The 23684-nt window shown below is 32.5% G+C and carries 26 protein-coding genes and 1 other RNA gene; 20 read left to right on the top strand and 7 right to left on the bottom strand.

All coding sequences use genetic code 11. The features are described 5' to 3' along the window. Nucleotides 1-58: 58 nt before the first annotated feature. From C1I91_RS24640 to smpB, 3 genes are all read left to right on the top strand, one after another. Nucleotides 59-1267 carry an iron-containing alcohol dehydrogenase gene (locus C1I91_RS24640; RefSeq protein ID WP_128215280.1) on the top strand — a complete coding sequence of 403 codons (1209 nt, stop codon included), beginning with the start codon at nucleotides 59-61 and terminating at the stop codon, nucleotides 1265-1267. A 983-nt stretch (nucleotides 1268-2250) separates the two neighbouring features. Continuing rightward, nucleotides 2251-3030, top strand: a complete 780-nt coding sequence (locus C1I91_RS24635; RefSeq protein ID WP_164880651.1) for a formate/nitrite transporter family protein — start codon at nucleotides 2251-2253, stop codon at nucleotides 3028-3030. 109 nt (nucleotides 3031-3139) lie between these two features. Beyond that, nucleotides 3140-3610 carry an SsrA-binding protein SmpB gene (gene smpB / locus C1I91_RS24630; RefSeq protein WP_128215278.1) on the top strand — a complete coding sequence of 157 codons (471 nt, stop codon included), beginning with the start codon at nucleotides 3140-3142 and terminating at the stop codon, nucleotides 3608-3610. Nucleotides 3611-4439: 829 nt separating this feature from the next. On the opposite strand, the gene C1I91_RS29265 is transcribed toward smpB, so the two are convergent. Both C1I91_RS29265 and C1I91_RS29260 read right to left on the bottom strand, forming a co-directional pair. Continuing rightward, nucleotides 4440-5132: a hypothetical protein gene (locus C1I91_RS29265; RefSeq protein WP_238475889.1), complete on the bottom strand. Its 693-nt coding sequence runs from the start codon at nucleotides 5130-5132 to the stop codon at nucleotides 4440-4442. 12 nt (nucleotides 5133-5144) lie between these two features. After that, on the bottom strand, nucleotides 5145-5591 hold the full coding sequence (locus C1I91_RS29260) for a hypothetical protein (RefSeq protein WP_238475888.1): 447 nt from the start codon (nucleotides 5589-5591) through the stop codon (nucleotides 5145-5147). A gap of 189 nt (nucleotides 5592-5780) precedes the next feature. Between C1I91_RS29260 and C1I91_RS24605 the strand changes: the two genes are divergently transcribed. From C1I91_RS24605 to C1I91_RS24570, 8 genes are all read left to right on the top strand, one after another. Further along, nucleotides 5781-6914, top strand: coding sequence for a hypothetical protein (locus C1I91_RS24605; RefSeq protein ID WP_128215277.1), 1134 nt, complete (start codon nucleotides 5781-5783; stop codon nucleotides 6912-6914). Between the two features lie 4 nt (nucleotides 6915-6918). Next, on the top strand, nucleotides 6919-7218 hold the full coding sequence (locus C1I91_RS24600; RefSeq protein WP_128215276.1) for a hypothetical protein: 300 nt from the start codon (nucleotides 6919-6921) through the stop codon (nucleotides 7216-7218). Nucleotides 7219-7249: 31 nt separating this feature from the next. Continuing rightward, nucleotides 7250-8695, top strand: coding sequence for a T7SS effector LXG polymorphic toxin (locus tag C1I91_RS24595; protein WP_164880650.1), 1446 nt, complete (start codon nucleotides 7250-7252; stop codon nucleotides 8693-8695). Between the two features lie 20 nt (nucleotides 8696-8715). Next, nucleotides 8716-9162 carry a hypothetical protein gene (locus tag C1I91_RS24590; RefSeq protein ID WP_128215274.1) on the top strand — a complete coding sequence of 149 codons (447 nt, stop codon included), beginning with the start codon at nucleotides 8716-8718 and terminating at the stop codon, nucleotides 9160-9162. Nucleotides 9163-9310: 148 nt separating this feature from the next. Then, nucleotides 9311-9766 (top strand): hypothetical protein, encoded by a 456-nt coding sequence (locus tag C1I91_RS24585; RefSeq protein WP_128215273.1) that lies wholly within the window; start codon nucleotides 9311-9313, stop codon nucleotides 9764-9766. Then, nucleotides 9759-10250 (top strand): hypothetical protein, encoded by a 492-nt coding sequence (locus tag C1I91_RS24580; protein ID WP_128215272.1) that lies wholly within the window; start codon nucleotides 9759-9761, stop codon nucleotides 10248-10250. Before C1I91_RS24585 ends, C1I91_RS24580 begins: the two co-directional genes overlap by 8 nt. Beyond that, nucleotides 10241-10660: a DUF5082 family protein gene (locus tag C1I91_RS24575; RefSeq protein WP_128215271.1), complete on the top strand. Its 420-nt coding sequence runs from the start codon at nucleotides 10241-10243 to the stop codon at nucleotides 10658-10660. Before C1I91_RS24580 ends, C1I91_RS24575 begins: the two co-directional genes overlap by 10 nt. Before the next feature lie 12 nt (nucleotides 10661-10672). Beyond that, the gene (locus C1I91_RS24570; RefSeq protein ID WP_128215270.1) at nucleotides 10673-11110 is read left to right on the top strand and encodes a hypothetical protein; all 438 of its coding nucleotides are present in this window, start codon (nucleotides 10673-10675) and stop codon (nucleotides 11108-11110) included. A gap of 164 nt (nucleotides 11111-11274) precedes the next feature. Here C1I91_RS24570 and C1I91_RS24565 read toward each other — a convergent pair whose 3' ends face one another. Next, nucleotides 11275-12282 (bottom strand): tetratricopeptide repeat protein, encoded by a 1008-nt coding sequence (locus C1I91_RS24565; protein WP_128215269.1) that lies wholly within the window; start codon nucleotides 12280-12282, stop codon nucleotides 11275-11277. Between the two features lie 474 nt (nucleotides 12283-12756). Here C1I91_RS24565 and ssrA point away from each other — a divergent pair. From ssrA to C1I91_RS28425, 3 genes are all read left to right on the top strand, one after another. Continuing rightward, nucleotides 12757-13106: a transfer-messenger RNA gene (ssrA, locus tag C1I91_RS24560) on the top strand. A 116-nt stretch (nucleotides 13107-13222) separates the two neighbouring features. Beyond that, entirely contained in the window at nucleotides 13223-13918 is a 696-nt protein-coding gene (locus C1I91_RS24555; protein WP_164880649.1) for a pentapeptide repeat-containing protein, read from the top strand. A 99-nt stretch (nucleotides 13919-14017) separates the two neighbouring features. Beyond that, entirely contained in the window at nucleotides 14018-14194 is a 177-nt protein-coding gene (locus C1I91_RS28425; protein ID WP_164880648.1) for a hypothetical protein, read from the top strand. Between the two features lie 23 nt (nucleotides 14195-14217). Here C1I91_RS28425 and C1I91_RS24550 read toward each other — a convergent pair whose 3' ends face one another. Beyond that, the gene (locus tag C1I91_RS24550) at nucleotides 14218-14628 is read right to left on the bottom strand and encodes an LAGLIDADG family homing endonuclease (RefSeq protein ID WP_128216098.1); all 411 of its coding nucleotides are present in this window, start codon (nucleotides 14626-14628) and stop codon (nucleotides 14218-14220) included. A 704-nt stretch (nucleotides 14629-15332) separates the two neighbouring features. Between C1I91_RS24550 and C1I91_RS29255 the strand changes: the two genes are divergently transcribed. From C1I91_RS29255 to C1I91_RS24540, 4 genes are all read left to right on the top strand, one after another. Further along, nucleotides 15333-15671: a transposase gene (locus tag C1I91_RS29255; protein ID WP_238475822.1), complete on the top strand. Its 339-nt coding sequence runs from the start codon at nucleotides 15333-15335 to the stop codon at nucleotides 15669-15671. Beyond that, nucleotides 15625-15858: a hypothetical protein gene (locus C1I91_RS29250; protein ID WP_238475887.1), complete on the top strand. Its 234-nt coding sequence runs from the start codon at nucleotides 15625-15627 to the stop codon at nucleotides 15856-15858. Before C1I91_RS29255 ends, C1I91_RS29250 begins: the two co-directional genes overlap by 47 nt. Before the next feature lie 23 nt (nucleotides 15859-15881). Further along, nucleotides 15882-16475, top strand: coding sequence for an IS3 family transposase (locus C1I91_RS29245; protein ID WP_238475833.1), 594 nt, complete (start codon nucleotides 15882-15884; stop codon nucleotides 16473-16475). A gap of 188 nt (nucleotides 16476-16663) precedes the next feature. Beyond that, on the top strand, nucleotides 16664-17986 hold the full coding sequence (locus tag C1I91_RS24540; RefSeq protein WP_338032627.1) for an ISL3 family transposase: 1323 nt from the start codon (nucleotides 16664-16666) through the stop codon (nucleotides 17984-17986). On the opposite strand, the gene C1I91_RS24535 is transcribed toward C1I91_RS24540, so the two are convergent. From C1I91_RS24535 to C1I91_RS24525, 3 genes are all read right to left on the bottom strand, one after another. Continuing rightward, nucleotides 17983-18375 carry a transposase gene (locus tag C1I91_RS24535; RefSeq protein ID WP_238475886.1) on the bottom strand — a complete coding sequence of 131 codons (393 nt, stop codon included), beginning with the start codon at nucleotides 18373-18375 and terminating at the stop codon, nucleotides 17983-17985. The two genes, C1I91_RS24540 and C1I91_RS24535, sit on opposite strands and share 4 nt — an antisense overlap. Before the next feature lie 148 nt (nucleotides 18376-18523). Next, complete coding sequence (locus C1I91_RS24530; protein WP_128215266.1) at nucleotides 18524-19462, bottom strand: FAD:protein FMN transferase; 939 nt, start codon at nucleotides 19460-19462, stop codon at nucleotides 18524-18526. Next, nucleotides 19455-20402: a LysR family transcriptional regulator gene (locus C1I91_RS24525; protein WP_128215265.1), complete on the bottom strand. Its 948-nt coding sequence runs from the start codon at nucleotides 20400-20402 to the stop codon at nucleotides 19455-19457. The genes C1I91_RS24530 and C1I91_RS24525 overlap by 8 nt, the downstream gene beginning before the upstream one ends. A gap of 178 nt (nucleotides 20403-20580) precedes the next feature. Here C1I91_RS24525 and C1I91_RS24520 point away from each other — a divergent pair, with 178 nt between their 5' ends. Both C1I91_RS24520 and C1I91_RS24515 read left to right on the top strand, forming a co-directional pair. Beyond that, entirely contained in the window at nucleotides 20581-21180 is a 600-nt protein-coding gene (locus C1I91_RS24520) for an NADPH-dependent FMN reductase (protein WP_128215264.1), read from the top strand. 14 nt (nucleotides 21181-21194) lie between these two features. Beyond that, nucleotides 21195-23618 (top strand): flavocytochrome c, encoded by a 2424-nt coding sequence (locus C1I91_RS24515; protein ID WP_128215263.1) that lies wholly within the window; start codon nucleotides 21195-21197, stop codon nucleotides 23616-23618. Nucleotides 23619-23684: the final 66 nt, after the last annotated feature.

The raw sequence follows: 23684 nt of genomic DNA, 5'->3' as shown, positions 1-23684 counted from the left end.
CAAGTATAATTACGGAATAGAAAGTGAATAACTTTGAATAATGGGAGTGGTATAGTTGATGTGGCCTTTGAAAAAAACATATTATAGAACTGTTCAAGCCTTTGTAAGAGCAGGAACCAATATAATTAAATTTAAAGAACCTGAATTGTTAGTTGGAGAAGGAGCTATAAATAAATTACCTAAGGTTCTTAAGGATAAGGATATAAATGGGGTTTTAGTTATAGTGAGTAAAACTATATTAAAATCAGGAGCACTAGAGGAATTTTTTAAGGAAATGAAAAGCAAAAATATTGCTTATGAAACTTATGATAGTGTAAAGCCTAATCCTACCATAGAAAACATAGAAGAATGCTTAAAGGTATATAAAGATAATGGTTGCAATGCTATAGTTGCTATAGGTGGAGGCTCTCCTATTGATTGTGCTAAGGTAGTGGCAGCTAGAGCTTCTAATATGAATATGCGAATTAAGGATTTAAGAGGCTTTATGAAAGTGAAAAAGCCTATTCCTCCATTATTTGCAGCACCTACTACAGCAGGAAGTGGATCGGAAGTTACAGTTGCCGCGGTAGTAACTGATTCACAAACTCATGAAAAATATGCTATAGCAGATTTTAAGCTTATACCTGACTATGCTATATTAGACCCTGCTTTAACAGTTGGGGTACCTCCTCACTTAACAGCTGCCACTGGTATGGATGCGTTAACTCATGCTGTTGAGGCTTTTGTAGGAAAGAACGGAAATGATTTTACCGATAGTAAAGCAAAAGAGGCAACTAAGATGATCGTTGAGAGCTTAGAAGCTGTATACAAAGATGGAAGAAATATTGAAGGACGTAATAAGATGCTATTAGCCTCTAATTATGCAGGGCAAGCCTTTACTAGAGCCAATGTGGGATATGTCCATGCAATAGCTCACAGTATAGGAGGCTTATACGGGGTAGCACATGGACTAGCAAATGCTATAATTCTACCAAAGGTATTAGAGTATTACGGGGAAGCTTCTCATAGTAAGCTAGCAGAACTTGCTTTATCTTCAAATATAGGAAATAAAAATGAATCACAAAAAGTCTTAGCAGAGAAGTTTATTAATAAAATTAAAGATATGAACAAGAATATGGGTATTCCAGAAGGAATAAAAGAACTGAAGAGTGAAGATATACCTCTAATTGCTAGAAGAGCGATTAAAGAGGGAAATCCAAGCTATCCAGTTCCTAAGATAATGAGCATTGATGAATGTGAAGAACTTTTAAAGAAGTTAAAATTATAGCATCTAGATTTTATAAATATAAGGATCTGTTAAAGTGCTGTATTGAAATTAAGTGGTCAGTCATCCGATGCTTAGATGAGCTTGCGCAAAGAATTAATATGATTTTGTCATATTCCATGGCTAAAACTGTAAACTCACTACGTTCGAACAGTACAGTTTTACTCTTTATTTAACCATTCACTATTTATAAATCTTATGTATATTAATAATGCCATTAAGATAAAGAGTAAAAAGAGAGAATATGTCGCCTGCCAGAATTTCTTCACATACGTTCAGAAAAGGCAGATGCGCAAAAAATCACTAATGAAGAACGTATTAGTGATTTTTAAAGCCATTCCATCTGAAAAAATCATTTAATTCTAATTGCTCGCTCATATAGCATCTCCTTCATGACCACTTAATTTAAATAGTATTTGTAAAGATAGTTCCAATTAAGCTATGCATAATAAGGTTAATAAGTCTTCTTATATGCATGGCTTTTTTTGTGTGTACATAAGATTATAAAATATTTAGTATTTAAACCTATTAACATTAAGTTGGTAGAACAACTTGTTAGGATACAGTAACAAATAAAACGTATCCTTATGCCAAATTTTCATCATATAGCCTTGAGGAGGTAGATGTTCATAAAAGCTCACTGAAGAAGGAAATTTAAGTTGGAACTACTATACTAAGTTGTTAATATGTTTCCTTAAAAGGATTATTTTGGATTATTTCTTGATTTGTAAACAAATATATACTCCAATATCTCATTTAGAAGCCATTAATATAGTTGAATTAACTACATTTGCTAAGATATGGCTAGCTAATAAATATCACAAAAATATTGAAAATGAGAATAATTATCAGTATAATGAGAGTGAATGTATAGCTGATAATTAATAGTAATTAGGAAAGATTTTTATCTAGAATAAATTATTATGGTTAGAGATTAATTTAAGCTATATATTCTGCAATCATAATACTAATAGATGAGGTGTAAGATGTACAAAGAAGAAATAAAGAAGGTTGCTCACTCTGCAGAGATTAAGAGCGAATATATTAATGATAGTATTTTTAAGTATTTCCTGTTAGCATTTATGGCTGGCTTTTTTGTAATAGTAGGAATAGCACTTTCTTACTCAACAGCAGGCATAATAAATGTAGATGGAAAGCTCTATGGAAAGTTAGCAGTAGGACTTACCTTCTCCATAGCTTTAGGATTAATTTACTTTGCAGGAGGAGAGCTTTTTACAGGCAATTGCTTTGTATTGACAGTGGGGCTTTTAGAAAAGACTATTAGTATAAAGAATACTCTAAAGCTACTTATAGTATGCTACTTAGGTAATCTAGCAGGTTCTATAGTATCTGCATACATATATGTAAAAAGTGGAGCTCCAATTGGGGTTGCTGATAAGTACCTTTTAAAGGTAGCAGAAAGCAAGACCCATTATCCAGCTGATGAACTGTTTTTAAAAGCTATACTATGTAATTTTATAGTTTGTCTAGCAGTTTGGTTATGCTACAGATTAAAGGAAGAAACAGCTAAGCTTATGATGCTTTTCTGGTGTATATTTGCTTTCGCAACAGCAGGTTTTGAGCATTCTATTGCAAACATGGCTGTATTCTCTGCAGCTTTAATACTCCCACATCCAGATACCTTTACCATGGCAGGTGTACTACATAATCTTGGATGGGTTACGCTAGGTAATATCTTAGGCGGATCACTATTCCTAGGCTTACCTTACTGGTATGTTAGCCAAGGGAAAAAGGGCAAGAAATAGATTTAAAAATTATTTAATTAAAGATAGAACGATGTAAATGTTTGAACTTGTTATTAAATGGCTAATATATTATAATATAGGCAATATAATATCATTAGGATGTGATAATTTGGCTAGAAAGAGTGATAATAAGACTTTAGCTGAAAATAGAAAGGCTAGACATGACTATTTTGTGGAAGAAGCCATGGAAGCTGGAATAGAGCTAGTTGGAACAGAAGTTAAATCAATAAGAGCTGGAAAAGCAAATCTTAAGGATTGCTATGCAGACATATATAATGGAGAAATTTATATAAAGAATATGCACGTTAGTCCTTATGAACAAGGAAATATTTTTAATGTAGATCCTCTTAGAGAGAGAAGATTACTTTTGCATAAAGAAGAAATAAGAAGACTTACAGGGCTTATTCAACAAGAAGGCTTAACCTTGATACCTTTAGCACTTTATCTAAAAGGTAGTAAGGTTAAGGTAAATCTAGCTGTTTGTAAGGGTAAGAAGAATTATGACAAGAGAGATACTATGCTTGAAAAAGCTCATAAGAGAGATATCGAAAGACAAATGAAGGAAAAATCAAGATACTAAAAAGTCATGCTCATGAAGAGCGTGACTTTTTTTGCTTTTAAAACTAGTGTAAAAATTTTTTTGGCTAAATCTAGTAATTTCAATGACTTAGATCTGATGTTTAGAAAGTTTTTATCATATAGTTTACGAATTTTTGTATCTATCAATACAAATAAAAATAAGTAGCAGGCCAGTGAGAAATATAGAAAAGATTTTTTTGTGAAAAAAATGTATTTATTAGAGAAAAAATTTACTTTAAATGATAGAAAAGTTCGTAAAAATGGATATTAGAAGGATATTTGTATTTATATGACATAAGAGTTATAATAACCTAGGGTGGTTAACCATAGACAATTTAATAGTCTCTCGGAATTATGAGTGATTATTATAGTCCTATCGGGGTAGCGTACATTAAAAAGTGAATATTATCCAAAGATTTACAGAGAATGTGGAATATTAATAAAAATGAGCATAACTAATAGACATAGCTGCCGCTATGTTTTAAAATAATTATGTATTGATTAAGCGGCTTGCAAAATCAATTTTTTGAGATCTGACTCAAAAGGCAGATCCCAGGCATCGAGATGTTGTAGCATCAAGATGTTATAGAGGCGGCAGTACCACATCTTAGTAGAGCGGTGTCTGCCGCTTTCTAATAGAAAGTCTATTTTTTGTCGTTTATTAGAACGTTCTACGGAAGTTCTTGAATTATATTCTACTTTCCATTCTTTACTATCCCTTGGTGGGATGTTTATCAATCTTGGATTATCTTTCATTGCCAGATGCACCGTTCTCCCGTATTTGGAATCAGAACAAGGGTGTTCGCAGGAACATCCATACTTTCTACTTGTTAGAGGACAATGGAATTTGATACGGTGTTTCTTTTTTCAACACCATCACGATTCATCTTACGGCCTGCTTTGCAGACGGGAATACCATCTTTACCAATGATAAAATCATCTTTATATTTAACTTTGATGCCACGTTTCTCATTCAAGTCAATAAACGGAGTTATTCCTTCTTGCTTGAAGTATTCATAAAATGGCATGGCATCATGAGCAGAGTCGAGAATAATTTTGTCTATTTTAAAGTCATGAAGTAAACTTTTCATGCGAAAAAACGCATGGAGAAATCCATGGGAGTCATGCCTTGAGGCTGGCCCAAACAAAGGGAATACTGGAAGATCACTATCAGAATCAGATGCAACAAACATGTAGAGATCATATCCATGATAAAAACAGTCTCTTGATGAATCCCAGCCGATGTCACAGTCAGGCTGAGAAAAGAATCTATCGCAAGTACAGTCAGTAATACCTTTGGAAATACAATCACATACACGGTGTTTTCGTTCTCTTGCAGAGGTAGCGACTGGTGTGCCATCACCTGCAAGAGCTAAGTTCTCTGTATTGATCAGTCCCTTTTGTATAGAAAGATTAAGAAACTCATTTTTATATAAATTAAAAAGGGAACTATAAGGTTGTTCATCACTTAAAAAGATACTCCTTGTAATTCTTTTAATAGTTGTTCTACTGTTGTCTTTCAACTGGATCAGCTTTTAAACCTTTCTTTTAGGTTTTTTTACAGAAGTTTTTAAAGGTTGTAACTGAGATGAAAGATTGTTATTATCAGAATCCCATAAGCGGCTAAAGAAGTCATAAAAAGTACCAACACCAGGAGTGTCGCCTACTTCAAATCCGCTCAATATAGCATAAAGAGGGTTGATCTTAAGTTGTGCAACCCAATCAGTTACTGAAGTAACTTTAAAATCAATAGATAAAAGATATGATCTATGCATACAAGAAGGATTTCTCGGCTTCGGACCGAAAATGGAATATTTATTTTTCAGATGTATTTCAGTATATGAGAGGTCTAGGTTCCAGAAACGATCAATGATATCCCAGGTAGAACGCGCGATAGCATCCGGATTAGGATAATATTTACGAAGCATTTCAACAACAAATTTTTGATAGGCGGAATGGCCGCCAGAGTAAACAGGTAACATTAAAAATCTCCTCCAATCGAAAAATATACCTTATATTTAAGGGGCGCGTAGCGCCGCATTTTTCGATATTTTTGTCAAGTGCTTTTAACAAAAAAGTGGGGGATTTCAATAAAAAAGGAATCTTTAAGCCAGATAAATCAAGGCTTAAAGATTCCGAGAGATTATTTTATTATAAAGGAGGTGAAAGTTTTGAAATCTAATATAGTAAATAAACTAACGATCCAGCTTAATCAACAATTTTATGATGAAGGTGATATATATATAACTATAGGAATTAAGTTTGGGTTTTCTATAAGGCAAGTATTTATATTACCAAGGGAAGAAATTAAGGAACTTAATCAAGCAAGTGGAGAAGTTTTTGTTAACTACATAGCTTTAATTATGAAAGAAAAGCATAAGATTAATATTAAAGGAAATGTGAAGACCGGCATTACTTATATTTCTATGAAAACTAATAAAGATAGTTTTGATGAACAATTGACATTGCTTTTAAAAGTTTTGTATGAGGATGAAATTGATGAAGAAATATTTAATAAAGCTAAAGAATTAGCAAAGGATAAGTTTTCTTATAACTATAAAAATGTTAATTTCAGAGCCTACTATCATATGATGGAGTTTTCTAATATAAATAAGAGATTTAACTTAAGGAACCTTACAAAGGACTTTTTGGATATAGATGTTCAAAGTTTTAAAGAGTTTTATGAAAATATAGTTATTTTACAAAACAGTATTCTCTTCATAAATGGAGACTTAAGAAATCTAAATGAAAGCAACGCATTTAATTTTATAGAAGGTATTAAGACCCAGGAGCTTTATGTTGCCCCTATAACAGAAGTTATAAATGATTATTTGCAAAGTGATGTACACTTAGTTGATATTGCTAGAGAAAATGTGTCTTTGGGTGGAATAAATTTCAGCTTCTTTAATGAAGAAGTATCAATAACAGAAAAGCAGCTTTTAATATCAATAATAAATCAAGTTATATTTAAAGAAAAAGGACAAGTACTAATCGATGAATTTGATAATAGCTTAGTTTATTTTAATTCAAAGCTAGATATATATAGTACAAAGATAATTGATTATTTAAATGAAGAAAGTATATCAAATGCTAAGGACAGAATGTTTTATCAATTAGCATTCATATTAGAAAAAAGGCCTTATTTATTCAATAAGTACTGTATTGATCTATATTCAAAAGGAATAGACATAGATGAATACTTTGGTCTTTTGAACAAATGTGACTTTGAAATGATAAAAGATATTTATGCAAATGGCAACTTGAAGATAACAGATGCCCATCTGCTATATGTAAAGGAGGTGTAGAATAATGGCTCAGATAATTATTAAGCCTGAAGAATTACAAACTGAGATAACTACTGCTAGAGGCTCAAATGATAAGGTTAAAGCTTTAAAGTATAAGGCTGATAAAAAGTCTATACAGCTTACAAGCATGGATAAGTTTCTAGAATGTTTAGAAGCTCTAAACTCAGCTATAACAAGTTTTGGCAATCTCACAGAAATGGATTTACATACCTTAGAAATAGTTAGAGGTAATTGGATGAAGCTAGATGAAGATTTAGCCACAAAGACTTTTGGTGAGAGGGTAATGGATTCATTGAAAAAATAAAATTTTATAGTATTTTAAAGGTGGAATTAAAGTGACTAGATTAGTAAATAGCAATGTTGCTGAAATTTTAAGTCAAATTAATCAATATAAAAAGACAGTACAAGATGCCTTTTATGAACAGTATAAAAATATATTTATACTTACACAAACCAATAACTTTAGAGGTGAAGGTGCTGATGCATATAAAGAGTATTTATTAAGCGTTACTATAAACTATATTAATACCTTTATCAATATTTCAGAACAGGTTTCAGCTACCATTGAAAAAATGCATAGCAGCTACATTGCTTTAGAAAATTCAGAGCAGGGAAGTATAGATACTTCTACTGTTGAAGAGGTTAGAAGAAATTTAAATAGTAAAAATGAAAAATTTCAATATTTAGTAGAAGAAATTGATGAGTTAAATAGAGAAGCTGCTCAGTATATCTCTGTTAGAGGCTTAAACAGCTCCGATATATCAGCAACTTATAGTAATATAGATACTGAGTTATATAACATTTGTGATGACTTAACAAAGGCCGATGAGGCTGCATTAAAAGAAGCTAATAATCTATTTGAAGAAATAAACGAATTAGCTAATCAACTAAAAACTATAGCCAATGATTATCATAAGGATAAAAAAATATCAGCAGATATGGTAAAGGATATACCGTCTCAGCAATGGTACAAAACAGAAAGTAATAAGAATTTAAGTTTGCTTATGAAGGAAGATCCGTTTTTTTATAGTGCAAATGCAAAATATCGTTCTGAAGGACAGTGGGCTAAAGGAGCAACAAGTGATGTTTATATATATGGGGGATATTCGGCTTACGGAGGAGCATACACTGCGAATACAAATGATGGAGTTTCATCGTTAGATGCAAATGGGTCATTGTTTAATGCATATGAAGCGGCACAAGCTACAAAATACTTCAGGCAAAATGCTAATTTATCCTTAGGAGCTGCAGCAGTTTCTGGAAAGATGGGATTTTCAAAGAACTATATTGGTTTTCAAGGTAAAGGATCAGTGGCTGCAGTAGATGCAAATGCATCAGTTGTATTAGGAACAGATAAGTTCAATGGATATGCTAAAGGTAATGCTACATTTCTTTCTGCTAGTGGTTATACTAACTGCTATGTTAACCCAAGTAATGGGGATTTTGATATAGGAATTGGAGGGAAAGCTACTGCTGCAGAAGCATCATTTAGTCTAGGAACATCTATTTTAACAGTTCCAGCACAAAATAGTTCTTCGCAAGAATATATAGGGGGACTTGTTAAGGTTTCAAAATCTACATCCTTGTTGGCAGGTAGTATAAAAGCTAAGGTTGGGGCTGGTGGGTCTGCAGACTTTGATTTATCAAGCACTAAGGTATTAGATTTTGGAGAAATAAATGTAAATGCGCTTCATGTAAAATTAGGAGGAGCTCTAGGTATTGGATTAGATGTTGATGTTACAATACCAGTACCAACAATTGATTTACCTTGGGAAAGCTAAAATAATGGAGAGTGATTTGAATGAAAAGTATAGGAAAACTATGGTGGCTATTTTCAATAGTAGAGGTTGTATCAACATTTCTTAATCCTTATATAGGGTTTTGGGGATTTATTAATGGAACAGAGTTATTTTTTCTAAGTATTATATTTTTGATTGTATTCACTAATGAAAGAGTTATTGAAAAGCATGGAATGAATAATGTTTTAAAAACATCTATTAAATCATATGGAAATATAATATATATATTATCAGTTATATTTTTCTTAATAAAAACGCTAATAAGTCTAGGTATTTTTATTATAGGATATGCTAATAACGATATAATGGCACCTTATGAGATTTGGAGCAATCCAAAACAAATGAGTTTAATATTTTTAGTACTTGAAATGATTTTTAACGTATTGCTATTGATATCGCTTATATCTAAAGGCAGAAGTATAAAAAGAATAGTTAAAGAATATGAGTAAAGCATATGTTGAGAATAACTAAATTTTGTTTAATATCTAAAGTAATTTGAAATTTAATTGTGCTTTATGGACAGGCAAGCTTAGATAATTAGCCTAAAAGTTTATTGCTAGTGTTGGATGTATATTAATTAAGGTGACATATTAGGAAGTGAATAAAATAGATAAGTTAGGAAAGTTATGGTGGTTATTTGCAATAGTAGGGGTTGCATCAACCTTCCTTAATCCTTATGTAGGGTTTTGGGGATTTATTAATGCAATAGAGTTATTTTTTCTAAGTATTATATCTCTGGTTCTATTTACTAATGAAAAAGTTGTTGAAAAACATGGAATGAATAATGTGCTAAGAGTATCTATTAAATCATGCGTAAATAATATATACGGTTTATCAGTTATATTTTTCTTAATAAAATTATTTATAGGTGCAAGTATTTTTATTGTAGGATATAAAAATAACATTATAGCTGCACCTTATGAGATTTGGAGTAATCCAAAACAAATGAGTTTAATATTTTTAGTACTTGAAATGATTTTTAACGTATTATTGGTAATATCGCTTATTTCTAAAGGTAATACTATAAAAAGGATGGTTAATGAATATGAATAAAGAAAACTTTAAGACTTTAAATAGACTATGTGTTATTAGTGTAATAATTTCCATGGTAATAGGATTCTTCAATCCTTATGAACATTATTTGGCTTTAGCTTTTAATCTTTGGTATCCTTTTGCTATGTTTATTTATTTCATAAATGTAAAGGTTGCAAGAAAAGCTGCAAAAAGTAGTGTTTTTAGAGGAGGCATGAAAACTTATGTCAATGATTATAATCAAGTTATGGGGGGAAAGATCTTAAAAATATTTATGGTAGGAGGACTGTGCTTCTTAAAAATAATGTTTCTAGTTACTGAATTTGTATTTTATTCAGGACAAACTAATATGGTTGTGAACTATTGGGATAATAAGTTTTTGTTGGACAACGCATTGTTAATGTTTATATTATCAACAATAGCTGAAACAGTAGTGGTGGTTATATACTGCATAAGAATCTGGAAAGAAAGAGATCAGGGAGATGAAGCTACTTTATGTCGTTAGAAAGTTTAAAGAGAAGAAGAAGCGAATATAGAAAGAAACTTGCTGAAGAAAAGGCTAAATTAGATGAGTATAGAAAAAAAGCAGAGGCACTAGATGATTTATATAAGAAGATGAAAGAAAAGAAGTCTGACATGAAGGGTTTAGATAAAGATTTAAAAAGTTTTTCTGATGAGTCATATCCATATTGGCAAGGCAATGTATTTAGAAATAGATATGAAGTCAAGGTGAAAACGGATTTAATTGATGATGGCTATGATAAGATGATAGATATAATAGATGCTAATTTAGATGAAATAAATAATGAAAGAACTCGTTATGAAAACTTAGTTTATGAATCTAATGGAATAATAGGACGGATAGAGGAAGCCATAAATTCTATTATTACGCGTATTGAAAATTGGGTTAATTAGGAAGTGATTAAAGTGGCAATAAAAATAAAGGTAGCAAAAGTGCATGAAAGCCAGCTAGGTGATGAGGAAATAAAAAGAGAAGTTTCAGAAGTTCAAGAATTCTTTAATACTACTGATTTTCAATACTCTGAAGGCACTATCAATTTTGTTATGTTAAGAGGTATATATACTCATGTAAAAAGGTCCATGCTTATAGTGGGGGTATATGTTAATAAAACAGATAAGTGTATTCATGGAATAAGCAGTGAATTAAACTTGAAATTCAAAAACCTTAATGCACAGATTTTAACTATTGAGACTATGTTTCCAGAAGAATTTATAGGAAAGCTTGATGTAGATGAAGGTTTACTTATTCATATAGATGTACCGGTCATAGGGTTAGATAAAGATGCTATATTTAATATTAACGACATAAGCGGTGGATTAAGTAATGTTAAGCTTATTATTTAGAGGATTGGACTTAATAAATTTTATAGATAGCTTACGAATAAGGAAAATACAGAGCTACTTCTTTGAGTGGCTCTGTATTTATTTCAAAGGCTAAGAAAAGTTAGCATCAAGATACTTTTTAGGCCTTATGGGTAAATGTTTCTAATGAGATATTTTTTAGGATTTTAGTCATCCTTAGTTACCTGAAGTTCAGCAACTATATCATTTTTTCTATATCCAACGAGATCTTTAAATCTGGAATAAATTTTTAGATTATTCAGAAAATTATCTTCGAAAGCAATTAGCTTTAGATACTTTTCTCCTTCAATAGCTTTTTCTAAGCAGTCAAAAGCTAGGTCTATGCGCCTAAAGATAGAAAAAATCCTACACTTATAATAGTAAGCAATGTAGCAGTTATTATCTAGTTCAATAGCTTTATCTAAGGAAGTTAAGGCTCTAAATAAATCACCTTCAAAGAAGAGTATATTACCAAGTTCGTAGTAGGCCCAGGGGAGAGTGGAGTCTACAGATATTATGGATTCGTACATTCTAGCAGCTGAGCTAAAGTCTTTATTCTCAAAATATAAATCACCAAGTAGCTTAAAAGTATTTACACTTTTTCTATTTATTTTACTATATCGTAAGAGATATTCTTCACACTCATCATATTTTTTCTGAATATATAAACATATACCTTTACCGTAAAGAGCAGCAGGTAAATCTTCATTTATACTAAGGGCCTTATCAAAACTTTCTAAGGCTTTACTCACATTACCAAGAATATAATAACAGTTACCTTTATTAGCGTAAGGTGCTGCAAACTTATCATTTAGTTCTATGCACTTATCAGCATATTCTAAGGCTTTATCCATAAGCTCAGCTTCAAAGTAAGCATAACTTATGTTGTTGTATAGCATACTGCTTTCAATTTTGGCGTCTATTGCTTCATTGCAAACCCTAAGTAAATTTTTTATATCCTTAGTTTCTGTTAATATCTCTATCAAGAGGGAATAGTAAAAATCTTCGTCTAAAATCTTTCGCTTAGCTTCAAGCAAAGAAATGGTTCTATCATAACGTTTCCTTCTATATAGTCTTAAAGCTTTTTTCTTCGTCCTTGTTTTTTCATTGTTTACAGAGTAGTAGAATATAAGCGCGAACATAATCACAGCTACTATTACAAATACCCACTTCATATCGATACCTCCGTTGTTAGTTCATACTCTATTATATGAAGGAAGGTTACAAATTGGGGACAATTAAAATATGATAAAAACTGCTGAAAGGCGCATTATTACTATAAATTCTTATAAATTTAAGAATTTATAAATATATGAAGATAAAAATATATAAATAAGAAAAAATTTATTGGGTTATGCATTGTAGGGGATACCGAATACTGTATTATTAGCTTTTTAATTAATATAAAAATGAGATTTATATACTTAAGCTATTATTAATTCCACATACATCAATTATAAGCAACATTGGTATCAATAACTGTGTTGAAATAAATTGATTAATGCTGTAATATAATATTTGTGATGAGGAGTTAATAACTAAAAAACATCACAGTGAACTTGACATAACAGTCAATAAGGTTTATAATTAAGATTCAGAAAATTAAATATAATAAATTATAGCGTTTGCAAATTCATTACCTATAATATGGGGATGCCTTGGCTTCGACGGGGGTAAGATGGGTTTGATAAGCGAGCCGGGGGAAGCATGGTCCCACGTGATCAACTATGCACTAAATGTAAACGCAGAAGATAATTTTGCATTAGCTGCCTAGTAGCAGCTCGTCAGCCTAAGAGTCCCGCGACTTAGGATCTGGCGCCGACAGCGGGGACCCGAGCCCAGGAAAGCTTTGACCTAGGAACGGAATTTATGAAGCTACTAAAGCAAGAAGCCTGTCTATAGGCGTCTTGTGGAGGGAATGTTAAATTATAGACTACGCTCGTAGAAAGTCAAGCTGGTCTGCTTTCGGACACGGGTTCGACACCCGTCATCTCCACCATTAAAATCCACGACATATTTGTCGTGGATTTTTTATTGGAAAAACAAAATTAAATGTATAAATATGGTATAATTACCGTGTTGAGTTATAGTGCATTTTTGTTTTGGAGGCATATAATGGTGAAAAGTAAAAAAAGAAGAAAAATGAAAGAAAAGATAAAGAGAATGGAGAAGATTAAAAGTGGAAAATTAGTAAGGTTTAATTTATCCAATTCTCCAGTGAAGTATAGGGGATTTAAAGATAAATATAATTATCAAACTAATATACATAATTTGATTTACAAAGATGCTAGTTTTGAAAATGTTAAATACCATGCATCAAATATAACTAAATGTAATTTTAAAAATACAAAGTTACTTGGAGTAGAGTTTACAAGTTGCAATTTAAAAAGTACATCCTTCAAGAATGCTATATTAAGAGATGTTATCTTCTTTAATTGTAATTTGAAAAATACTGACTTTGAAGATGTAAAATATGATAATGTAATTTTTATTTCAACTAATTTAGAAAATGCTAAGAACCTTAATTTGAATAATAAATCTTATGTTTTAAGAACTTATCCTAAAGTCATATTAAATAAAGAATTATGTGAAACTGTTTCAAAGTTATCAGAATGTGAAAAAATATATAAATATCATGTATTACATGTTAAGAAGAATAAAATTAATAGATGGAATTTGAGTATACTTCAAAATTACTATGACAATAGATTACAAAGGGCTCTTGAGGCATTATATAGAAGAAAAAGTAAGTATGCATTTTATACGGTGTATGCATATAGGAGAATGATTGACTCATATTTACATATATGATATATTATAGTTGTCCTGCTCCGGAACAGGGAAACTTGTGAAAACCATATAGACAATTGGGGACACGTTATGTTGGTTAGTATTCGAGGAGGGATGCCTATGGTAAATAAAATTTTAACAGTAATTGCTTTTTTAGGTTTTACGTTAGAACAAGTTTTAAATAGTTCAATCCCATTCCGATTACTCGGGGTTAAATGTAAGCATAATATTTTTAATATACAAATTCAAGGGGAGATTTTAAGGGAGATGTATCGCCTCCAGCATATAAAACCCTAGACAGAAATGTCTAGGATTTTTACCTATTTAATTGAAATAAATCTATCATAAAATTCTTGTTTCTTTTCTAGAAGTTCCTCAGAATACCTGCCATTTCTAGGTGTTAAGCTTTTGTATTCATTTATAATCATTGAAGCTCGGCGCTTTTTACTTTCAATGACAAGATAGGGTTCTATCATTTCTAGAAAGCTTATAGCGTCATTATACTTCAATATATATGAAAAACAATCTCTATGTTTTTCAGTATCATAATTTTTCTTTCTTTTAATTACTCCGGTATTTATTTTGTTTTTAATCCATTGCAGAAGTTCTAAGGTTGTAGAAGCTATGGAAACACATGGAGCATGAAATTCATTGCTATGAAACTTGGTTAGCATAATGCTACCTTCGCCATCAATTATTCCAGCAATATAAGCTTTTTCCTCATTTGTCAGCATAAGTACCTCCGAAAGTGGTATGTATTGGAGTTAGTATAATAATAGTATTATTTACATTTGCTTAAAATTTAATAGTATTTTGATTTTAGTACGTGATAGACATAAATGTTTATGCTAATCTAAAATTAGGTCAAGTGCTCATTGAAAACTAGGTCATTTCTTTAATAAAATATGCTATCTTATTAGCATCATGCTAATAGGAGGGCAAGGGGGAATGATCTGATTGCTACAGAAACAAAAAATTATCTTAAAGCACATTGACGGAATGACAAAACAAGCTATTGAAAAAGAACTACAATGAGTAAAGACGCTGTCAACAAGTATATCAAGGAGTATTAACTTCAAAAATCGGAACTACTACAAACTAATCAAAAACTGGACACATCAGAGTTTATTCAAGCAGTTGTAGAAAAGCCATCTAAAGATCCATCAGAAAGTTTTCTAGTATACTTTGAAGTTTGTTCTTTGATATTTTTCAGCAACGTGGATAGTAGCTTCCTTCGGAAGTACTTGCTGCTATAATATGAATAGTATTATTCTCATCAAATTAATGCAGTATCTTAATATTCTTCAAATTCACATCTCCAAACATAGTTTTTATTTATTATAAGTATAATGGTCTAAGAAAACTCAACAAAAATATGAGTTAAATATAATGAACCTGATATAATAAAAGTATCAAAAGAAAGCAGGTTTTCATTATGAGAAAAAGAACATTCACACCAGAATTCAAAGCTAAAGTAATAATAGAGCTACTAAAAGGCGAAAAGGAGTTGAGCCAGCTGGCAAGTGAACACGAGATTGCTCCAAACCAGTTGCGTAACTGGAAGAGCGAATTCCTCGAAAACGCCGCCAATGCCTTTGATAATAAAAAGGATGAAAAGCTTAAAGAAAGCCTTAAATCAAGCGAAGCGGAGAAGGATGATCTATATAAGAAAGTTGGTCAGTTAACTACGCAGGTTGATTGGCTCAAAAAAAAATCTGAAGAACTCTTTGGACCTGATTGGGAGAGTAAATTTACTCCGCGCCCAAAAAGATAGCAAGGAACTCCCTTTATCCACAGTAGCTGAATTACTGGACGTAAACCGTACCAGTGCATACTACAAGAGTAAAAGTCCGTCTGAAACAGAATTAGCTATAAAAGACTCCATAGATAGAATGCACACTGACAACCCATCCTGGGGCTCCAGGCAGATTTCAAAGCATTGCAACAAGGATTCGATATAGGTAGATTGAAGACTCGCAGGTACATGCAGGATATGGACATACATGCGATCTACCCTAAACCCAACCTGTCCAAGCCTGCTAAAGGACACAAGATATACCCTTATCTTCTTAGGAATGTGGATATTGTAAGGCCGAATCAAGCATGGTCTATCGATATAACCTACATCCGCCTCAAACATGGTTTTGTCTATCTGACAGCCATTATCGACTGGCACAGTCGTCTCATCGTAGGCTGGGAGCTGGACGATACGTTATCCACAAATATGGTTAAAAGCGCTCTTGAAAAAGCCTTTTCTGTTGCTAAACCTGAAACATTGAACTCTGATCAAGGCGACCAATTCACAGGTCATGAGTATATTAGCTTTGTGGAAAACCATAGAGTCAAAATTAGCATGGATGGTAAGAGCAGATGGGCAGACAATATCATGATTGAACGCTGGTTCCGCACGCTCAAATATGACGAAGTCTACCTGAAGGACTATGTTAACATAAGAGATGCCCGTAAGCAGATTGGTGATTTTATCCACAGCTACAATTTTGAAAAGCTCCACTCTGCACTTGGCTATCAAACTCCGGCAGAAAACTACTATCCTGTGCTACTTGGTATTACTGCATAGTGCAACTACATAATGGTAAAATATGGTTCATTGTAAACTTAAATATTTTTGTCTTGACAATCGAGCCACTATAATAATTAATATATCTGTTAATGTAAGCTCATTAGCAGCGGAAAGAATTATAAGAAATAGGATTGCAAATATAGGTAAAAGTACCATTTGCAATCTCTTAAAAAAAAGAAACTCATATAATAGATAAGAGCTCTGTAACTAAAGTTTGTATAGATGATTTTGCAATGAAAAAACGTAGCACTTATGGAACAGTTATGATTGATATTGAAACAAAACATATTGTAGACATATTAGATTCTAGAGAATTAGATAATGTTGTTGAATGGTTAAAAACATATCCTAATTTGGAGGTGATTTCACGAGATGGGGCCCAGACATATGCAACTGCTATAAAGAAAGCTCATCCAAAATCAATTCAAATCAGTGATAGATTTCATATATTGAAGAATTTAACAGACTACTGCAAAAACTATCTAACTAAGATACTGAGTTTTAATGTAAAGTTGCAAAAACAAACAAGCAGAAATCTTAAGCAGGAAACAGCTTACGGTAATACGAGAAAGCTTAATAGAATAAATCAAGCAAATATTCTATATGATAAGGGTAAATCTCCTAAAGAAATAGGATTAGAATTAAAGATGGACATACGTACTGTTAATAAATATCTTTCTCTGGACAAGTCTGAGTTAATTCTTAAGGAAAATGATTCTCCAAATTTAAATCATAAAGAAAATGTTACTAAGAAAGAGAAAAACTTAAATCAAGTTCGTAACTTGCATAAGCAAGGTTACGGAATAAGAGAAATTTCAAGAGAAACAGGAATATCAAGACAAACCGTTAGAAGATACCTTGATAGTAATGCTTGCGCAGTTCACGGCACATTTGGAATTTCTAAAAAATCTCCTTTGTCACCATTTCATAGCATAATTGATGATTTACTTACAAAAGGATATACATTTAGAATAATTGAAGAACATTTACGTTTAAACGGTTATACAGGCTCCGCTTCAGCAATAAGAATGTATTCTACAAGAAAAAGAAGACTAATAAAGCAAGTTATAGATTCTAATTATCTGAAGTATGAATTGATTGATCGTAAATATCTTATAAAATTACTATATAAGCCACTAGATAAAGTCAAGGCTATTTCAATTGAACAATTAGAAGTAATAGGTAAAGAATATCCTATCTTGTCTAAAATATATTTATTGGTAGATTCATTCAAGAAGATTTTATTTAGCAAGAAACCAAACGCTTTAGACACTTGGCTTGAAGATGCTAAGAAGTTAAATATATCTGAAATCAACAGTTTTATTAAAGGATTAACTAAAGATATAGCTGCAGTCAAAAATGCTATCATGTATAAATATAGTAATGGATTAGCAGAAGGCAGTGTAAATAAGATAAAGGTAATAAAGAGAATAATGTATGGAAGGTGTACTTTTGAGACCATACGTAAAAAGGTTCTTTCCTACGAAAGACTTCGTACTTTCAACTAACTTTGGAAAGAACCCAAAAGTACTTGACAATCTACACCGATAATTGAGCTTTCTAAGTAAGATACATCTGTTTGATGCTTCTTTACGATTTCCGGCTCAAATGAGCCGTCACGGTCTCTAGGAACATCAAGGTCAAATAATCCTAAGTCGGACTTCATTGTTTTAAGACTCTTGCCATTTCTACTGTTAGTTGTATTCTTATTTTTATAGTCGTGATTAGCATAACCTAGATGTTCATTAATTTCTCCTTCAAGCATTTGCTGAAGTAATCCTCCAAGCAAATCTTTCAATACATTTTGAATATCCTCAGCTGTTTTTATATTTGGATCCTTAGCAAGCATTTTTATTAATTCATCTTTAGAAAAAGACATAGTCTGTGCTACCTTCATACTGATAATTTATTATATCATCTTCTGAAGTTTACACAGACTATTTTACACTCTCAATAATATCGAGGATACTAATATTTACCCATCTCCCCAGCCATATACCCTCCTAAACATTTTTGTCTAGGGGGTAAACTATTTGATTTTTGCTTTAAACTGTTACTGGATATATTCTTCCCATAAGATTATTTGTATAGGCTAGTTTTCCATCCACAGTTATTACAACAGCACCCATACCATTAATGCTATTGACTCTACGAATAATTGAAGCTGCATCTAATCCAAACAATTTTGTAGTATATATATCACAGTCTAGGGACTTGTCAGCAATAATAGTTAAGGAAGCTATATTGCTTTCTATTGGGTAGCCTGTTTTGCTGTCAAATATATGATGGTATCTACTACCATCCTTTTCAAGCACTCTCTCATATATTCCGGAGGTTACAACGGATTGATCTTTTATTTTTACAAGTGCCACCGCATTGCCTCTTGGTAGAAATGGATTTTGTATTCCTACCTTCCAGTCACCACCTTCAGATGGTGAGTCTCCAAAGACTAGGACGTTACCTCCCATATCTACCATAGCTGAAACAGCACCGTTTTTCTTAAATAGTTCCATAACTTTATCAGCAAAATATCCTTTGGCTATGGCTCCAAGGTCTATTTCAATGCCTTTTTTCAAGAAATACACAGTCTTTTTTTCATCATCTAGTTGTATATTCCCAGGCTTTAAAAGCTCTAGTACCTTTACTATAGCTTCTTTTTCAGGTACATGTGCTTCCTTAAAACCTATTCTCCATAATTTTATTAATGGACCTATTGCAATATTTAAATATGAATTCTCACATAGACTATGATCTTTTCCTATTTTTATCAGATCATACAGTTCCTCATCTACTTCTTGTGGAGCCAAATAAGCTTCTTTTTTTAGCATGGCAAGCTGTGAGTTATCACTGTTGGCACTAAAGACTTCTTCATAGTGAATCAGCAGGTTCTCAGCCTTTTCAGCAAGCTTTTCAGCTGACTCTCCCTTTATATATAGAGAGATTTTTGTTCCCATAAGATATATTATCTTAGTATACTCATTCATCTTGATCTCCTATATTGAAATTATTTTGCCCATGAGCTAGAAATGCATCTATAAGGTCTTTATCAACGGCATTTAGTTTTTTTTCACTGTGATATGCAATAAAATAATCTAAACTAAGCTCATCCATTGGAACTTCATATATATTGTATTCAGATGGACACTCCTTTACATAGATGCTTTCTGGTATAAAGGTCAGGCCTAAATTACTGGTTGCAAGTTCACGAACCGTATTGATTTCAGTGCTTTCCATTATGATTTTGGGTTGCACCTTATAAAGGCTGAATAACTGATCTATCTGCTTTCTTATAGCAGAACCTTTGGAAGTTAGTATGAGCTTTTGACACAGTAGCTTGTTTATATCAATATTTCCTTCTGGAATAATGGCCACGTCTTTCTGATATAGATCACAGCAGCGAGGAATAATAGCACGGTATCTGTGTCTGCCCCAAGTAATGGAGTTTAAGTTAGGAGAAATATTTGTTGAATTTTGTCCAAGCCAAAAATCCAATTCACCATTCTGAGTTAGTTTTTCATTTTTTTCTGGCAAAGCCTCTGAAAGCTCTATTCTACAGTTTGGATGCATATCTAAAAACTTTGGTAAAAAAAGAGGTAAAAGGTAGGTTCCAAGGCTAGGAAGTACTCCTATCTTGATAACCTTGCTATCTATATCTGACACAGCTGATATTTCCCTAAGCAGCTTAGCATAATTATTTTCTATTGAAGTTAAATACTGATAATATATCTTTCCCTGCTCCGTTAATCGATATGGCAGATTGCTACGATTGATAAGCTCACAGTCTAACTGACTTTCTACCCTTTTAATAACCTGTGTCAAATAAGGTTGAGAAATATAAAGTGATTTGGCAGCCTTGCCATAATTACTGTATTTTAAAATGGCATCAATATAATACAAAATATCTTGAGAATAGTATTTTGACATTTAAATCATCCTTTTGTGAAACAATAACGTATTTTTTAATGTGTTTGATTATAACAAATATGTTATCAAACTTCAATAAATAACTATTAGATATAATATACTCAACATGTTAAAATTATATCAAGGAATTATTGAATTATGAAATCATGAAATTTTGAAATAGAGAAAGGGGATTACTATGAAGTATTTAGCAATTGTAGGTACTAACTCAGACGTGTCAACTAATCGTATGCTGCTTCAATTTATGCAAAAGCATTTTTCTAATGAGGCAGAGATCGAACTATATGAAATTAAGGCTTTACCTGCCTTTAATGAGCCAGAGGATACTGATATTCCTGAAAAGGTAGCAGAATTATCTGATAAAATTCTTAAAGCAGATGGAGTAATAATAGCAACTCCAGAGTATGACCATGCCATACCTGCGGTTTTAAAGAGTGCTCTTGAATGGATTAGTTACACTAGTCAAGCACTTACTGACAAGCCTGTTTTAATTGTGGGAGCTTCTCTTGGTACACTTGGTTCTTCTCGTGCACAGGCACATCTTAGACAAATACTTGATTCACCTGAGCTTGCGGCTAGAATAATGCCAAGCAGTGAATTCCTTTTAGGAAGATCACAAGGTGCATTTGATAGCGAAGGAAATCTTATTTATTTAGACAAGCTATCAGAGCTAGATGAAATTTTTAGAGAGTTTCTTCTATTTACAGATATTACATCAAAACTTTTAGCAGAAAAAGCTTTAAATAAAAAAGTAAAAAAATTCACTTGGCAAGAGTAGGAGGATTAATATAAATGAAATTTATAGCAATTGTTGGAACTAGTGCAAAAAGATCATATAATCGTAAACTCCTTCAGTTTATGAAAAAGTACTTTGAGTCAAAGGCAGAAATAGAGATACTTGAGATTAAAGATGTTCCTATGTTTAATCAATCTGATAATCAGTCCTCAAGTGAAGTGATACAGATGTTCAATAATAAGATTACAGAAAGTGATGGTGTTATTATAGCTACTCCTGAGTATAATCACTCAATACCATCTAGTCTTAAGAGTTTAATTGAATGGCTAAGCTTTGATCTTCATCCACTTGCTGGCAAACCAGTAATGATCCTTGGTGCTTCTCTTGATACTCAAGGTTCTTCTCGTGCACAGCTACATCTTCGTCAAATCCTAGATGCACCAGGTGTTGATGCAAATGTAATGCCAGGATATGAATTTTTACTTGGAAGTGCAAATAAAGCATTTGATGAACAAGGTAATCTAAACAATGAAAGAACCATAGATTTCCTAGAAATATGCTTCTTACGTTTTATGCGTTTTGCAAAGATTTCAAATCAGCTAAACGAAGAAGAAGAGTTTACCTTCAAACCAGGAGTATATGAGGTAAGTGCAATAGGGCACAGCGGAAGTCTTCCAATGAAGGTATCCTTTAGTGAGAACAGAATAGAAAGTATAGCTATAAATACAGAGGGCGAGACAGAAGGTCTTGCAGATGTAGTTTTTGTAAGAATTCCAGATAAAATAATCGAAGGACAGACATTGAATGTTGATGCTCTTTCAGGTGCTTCAGAAACTAGCAATGCTGTAATAGACGGTGTAGCAAAAGCAGTTAAACTTGCAGGAGTTAATCCTGACATACTTAAGAGACGTCCAAAGCCTGCTAGCAGCTTAATTAAAGAAGACGAAGAATATACTTGTGATGTAGTAGTTGTAGGTGGAGGCGGCGCTGGACTAAGTGCGGCTGCAACAGCGCTGCAAAATGGTTCAAGTGCTATTGTTCTTGAGAAATATCCAGCAGTAGGTGGAAATACAATACGTTCAGGTGGTCCTATCAATGCTGCAGATCCAGAGTGGCAGATGCAGTTTGAAGAAAATCTAGGAGAAAGACATACCATCGAAGCACTACTAGATACAGATGAGAGCTTGATTCATCCAGAATACATAGATGATTTCCGTGCACTTAGAAAAGAGTTTTCAGCTTACCAGGAGAAATTCGGTACACAAAAGGGACATCTATTTGACTCTCCACTACTTCATAGAATGCAAACATATTTTGGTGGTAAAAGAACTGACCTTAATGGCAACACCATATACGGACAATATGATCTAGTAAAGATACTTACAGACAGAGCTTTAGAAAGTGTTAAATGGTTAGAGGAAATAGGGGTTGAGTACGATAAGAGCATAGTATTTGCTCCTGTTGGTGCACTTTGGCGTCGTGGTCATAAGCCTACCAAAAGCCATGGTTCATCCTTTATACTTGCACTAACAAAATATGTACAAGATAACTCAGGAAAAATCATTACTGATAGCCCTGTAAAAGAATTTATCATAGAAGATGGCGAAATAAAAGGAGTTATAGCAACTGGTGTTAATGGCCAAAAGATAACTGTTCATGCAAAAGCAGTAGTGCTAGCAAGTGGTGGTTTTGGTGCAAACACAAAGATGCTAAAAGAATACAACACTTACTGGAATGAAATTGCTGATGATGTAAAGACTACTAATTCCTACGCTATGACTGGTGATGGAATATTACTTGGTAAATCTGTAGGAGCAGCACTTGTAGGAATGGGCTTTACTCAAATGATGCCTGTAGCCGATCCTGAAACTGGTGAATTATTCAGTGGAGTTCAAGTACCTCCTGAAAACTTTGTAATGGTTAATAAAGAAGGAAAAAGATTTATTAATGAATTCTCTGGAAGAGATGTTTTAACAAAGGCTGCTATTGAACAGGGTGGTTTATTCTACCTTATAGCTGATGATGAAATAAAGAAAACTGCAGCTAATACAAGTCAAGAAAGGTTAGACCGTCAGGTAGAAGCTGGTACTTTATTTAGAGCAGATACCCTAGAAGAGTTGGCAGTAAAAGTTGGAATGGACCCTGCAGTTCTTGTAGACACTATTAATAAATATAATTCATATGTTGATGCAGGCTTTGATCCAGAATTCCATAAGGATACCTTTAGCTTAAAGGTTGAAAAAGCACCGTTTTATGCTACTCCTAGAAAGCCAGCAGTTCATCATACAATGGGTGGACTTAAGATAGACACTAAAGCTCACGTATTAGACGAAAATGATAAACCAATAAAAAATCTTTATGCTGCTGGAGAAGTTGCTGGAGGTATCCATGCAGGTAACCGTCTTGGCGGTAATGCATTAACTGATATATTTACCTTCGGAAGAATTGCTGGTAAAACTGCAGTTGATGAAATGAAATAAAAATAAGAAAAACTTGTTTTAAGCAATCAGATAAATTAAGTAATAGGTATATATATGAGTGTAAAA

Source organism: Clostridium manihotivorum (genome assembly GCF_004015185.1).
GTDB classification, from domain to species: domain Bacteria; phylum Bacillota; class Clostridia; order Clostridiales; family Clostridiaceae; genus Clostridium_AR; species Clostridium_AR manihotivorum.
Note: the sequence above shows the minus strand (reverse complement) of the source record. Positions and strands in the feature narration are given on the sequence as shown.

Excerpts from the sequence above, each read along its gene's own strand:
- C1I91_RS24555 (WP_164880649.1), top strand. The coding sequence starts at position 13,223 with ATGGTGAAAAGTAAAAAAAGAAGAAAAATGAAAGAAAAGATAAAGAGA.
- C1I91_RS24580 (WP_128215272.1), top strand. The coding sequence starts at position 9,759 with ATGAATAAAGAAAACTTTAAGACTTTAAATAGACTATGTGTTATTAGT.
- C1I91_RS29255 (WP_238475822.1), top strand. The coding sequence starts at position 15,333 with ATGAGAAAAAGAACATTCACACCAGAATTCAAAGCTAAAGTAATAATA.
- C1I91_RS28425 (WP_164880648.1), top strand. The coding sequence starts at position 14,018 with ATGGTAAATAAAATTTTAACAGTAATTGCTTTTTTAGGTTTTACGTTA.
- C1I91_RS24590 (WP_128215274.1), top strand. The coding sequence starts at position 8,716 with ATGAAAAGTATAGGAAAACTATGGTGGCTATTTTCAATAGTAGAGGTT.
- C1I91_RS24640 (WP_128215280.1), top strand. The coding sequence starts at position 59 with ATGTGGCCTTTGAAAAAAACATATTATAGAACTGTTCAAGCCTTTGTA.
- C1I91_RS24515 (WP_128215263.1), top strand. The coding sequence starts at position 21,195 with ATGAAATTTATAGCAATTGTTGGAACTAGTGCAAAAAGATCATATAAT.
- C1I91_RS29260 (WP_238475888.1), bottom strand. The coding sequence starts at position 5,591 with ATGTTACCTGTTTACTCTGGCGGCCATTCCGCCTATCAAAAATTTGTT.
- C1I91_RS24520 (WP_128215264.1), top strand. The coding sequence starts at position 20,581 with ATGAAGTATTTAGCAATTGTAGGTACTAACTCAGACGTGTCAACTAAT.
- C1I91_RS24525 (WP_128215265.1), bottom strand. The coding sequence starts at position 20,402 with ATGTCAAAATACTATTCTCAAGATATTTTGTATTATATTGATGCCATT.
- C1I91_RS24635 (WP_164880651.1), top strand. The coding sequence starts at position 2,251 with ATGTACAAAGAAGAAATAAAGAAGGTTGCTCACTCTGCAGAGATTAAG.
- C1I91_RS24530 (WP_128215266.1), bottom strand. The coding sequence starts at position 19,462 with ATGAATGAGTATACTAAGATAATATATCTTATGGGAACAAAAATCTCT.
- C1I91_RS24535 (WP_238475886.1), bottom strand. The coding sequence starts at position 18,375 with ATGAAGGTAGCACAGACTATGTCTTTTTCTAAAGATGAATTAATAAAA.
- C1I91_RS29245 (WP_238475833.1), top strand. The coding sequence starts at position 15,882 with ATGCAGGATATGGACATACATGCGATCTACCCTAAACCCAACCTGTCC.
- C1I91_RS24600 (WP_128215276.1), top strand. The coding sequence starts at position 6,919 with ATGGCTCAGATAATTATTAAGCCTGAAGAATTACAAACTGAGATAACT.
- C1I91_RS24575 (WP_128215271.1), top strand. The coding sequence starts at position 10,241 with ATGTCGTTAGAAAGTTTAAAGAGAAGAAGAAGCGAATATAGAAAGAAA.
- C1I91_RS24565 (WP_128215269.1), bottom strand. The coding sequence starts at position 12,282 with ATGAAGTGGGTATTTGTAATAGTAGCTGTGATTATGTTCGCGCTTATA.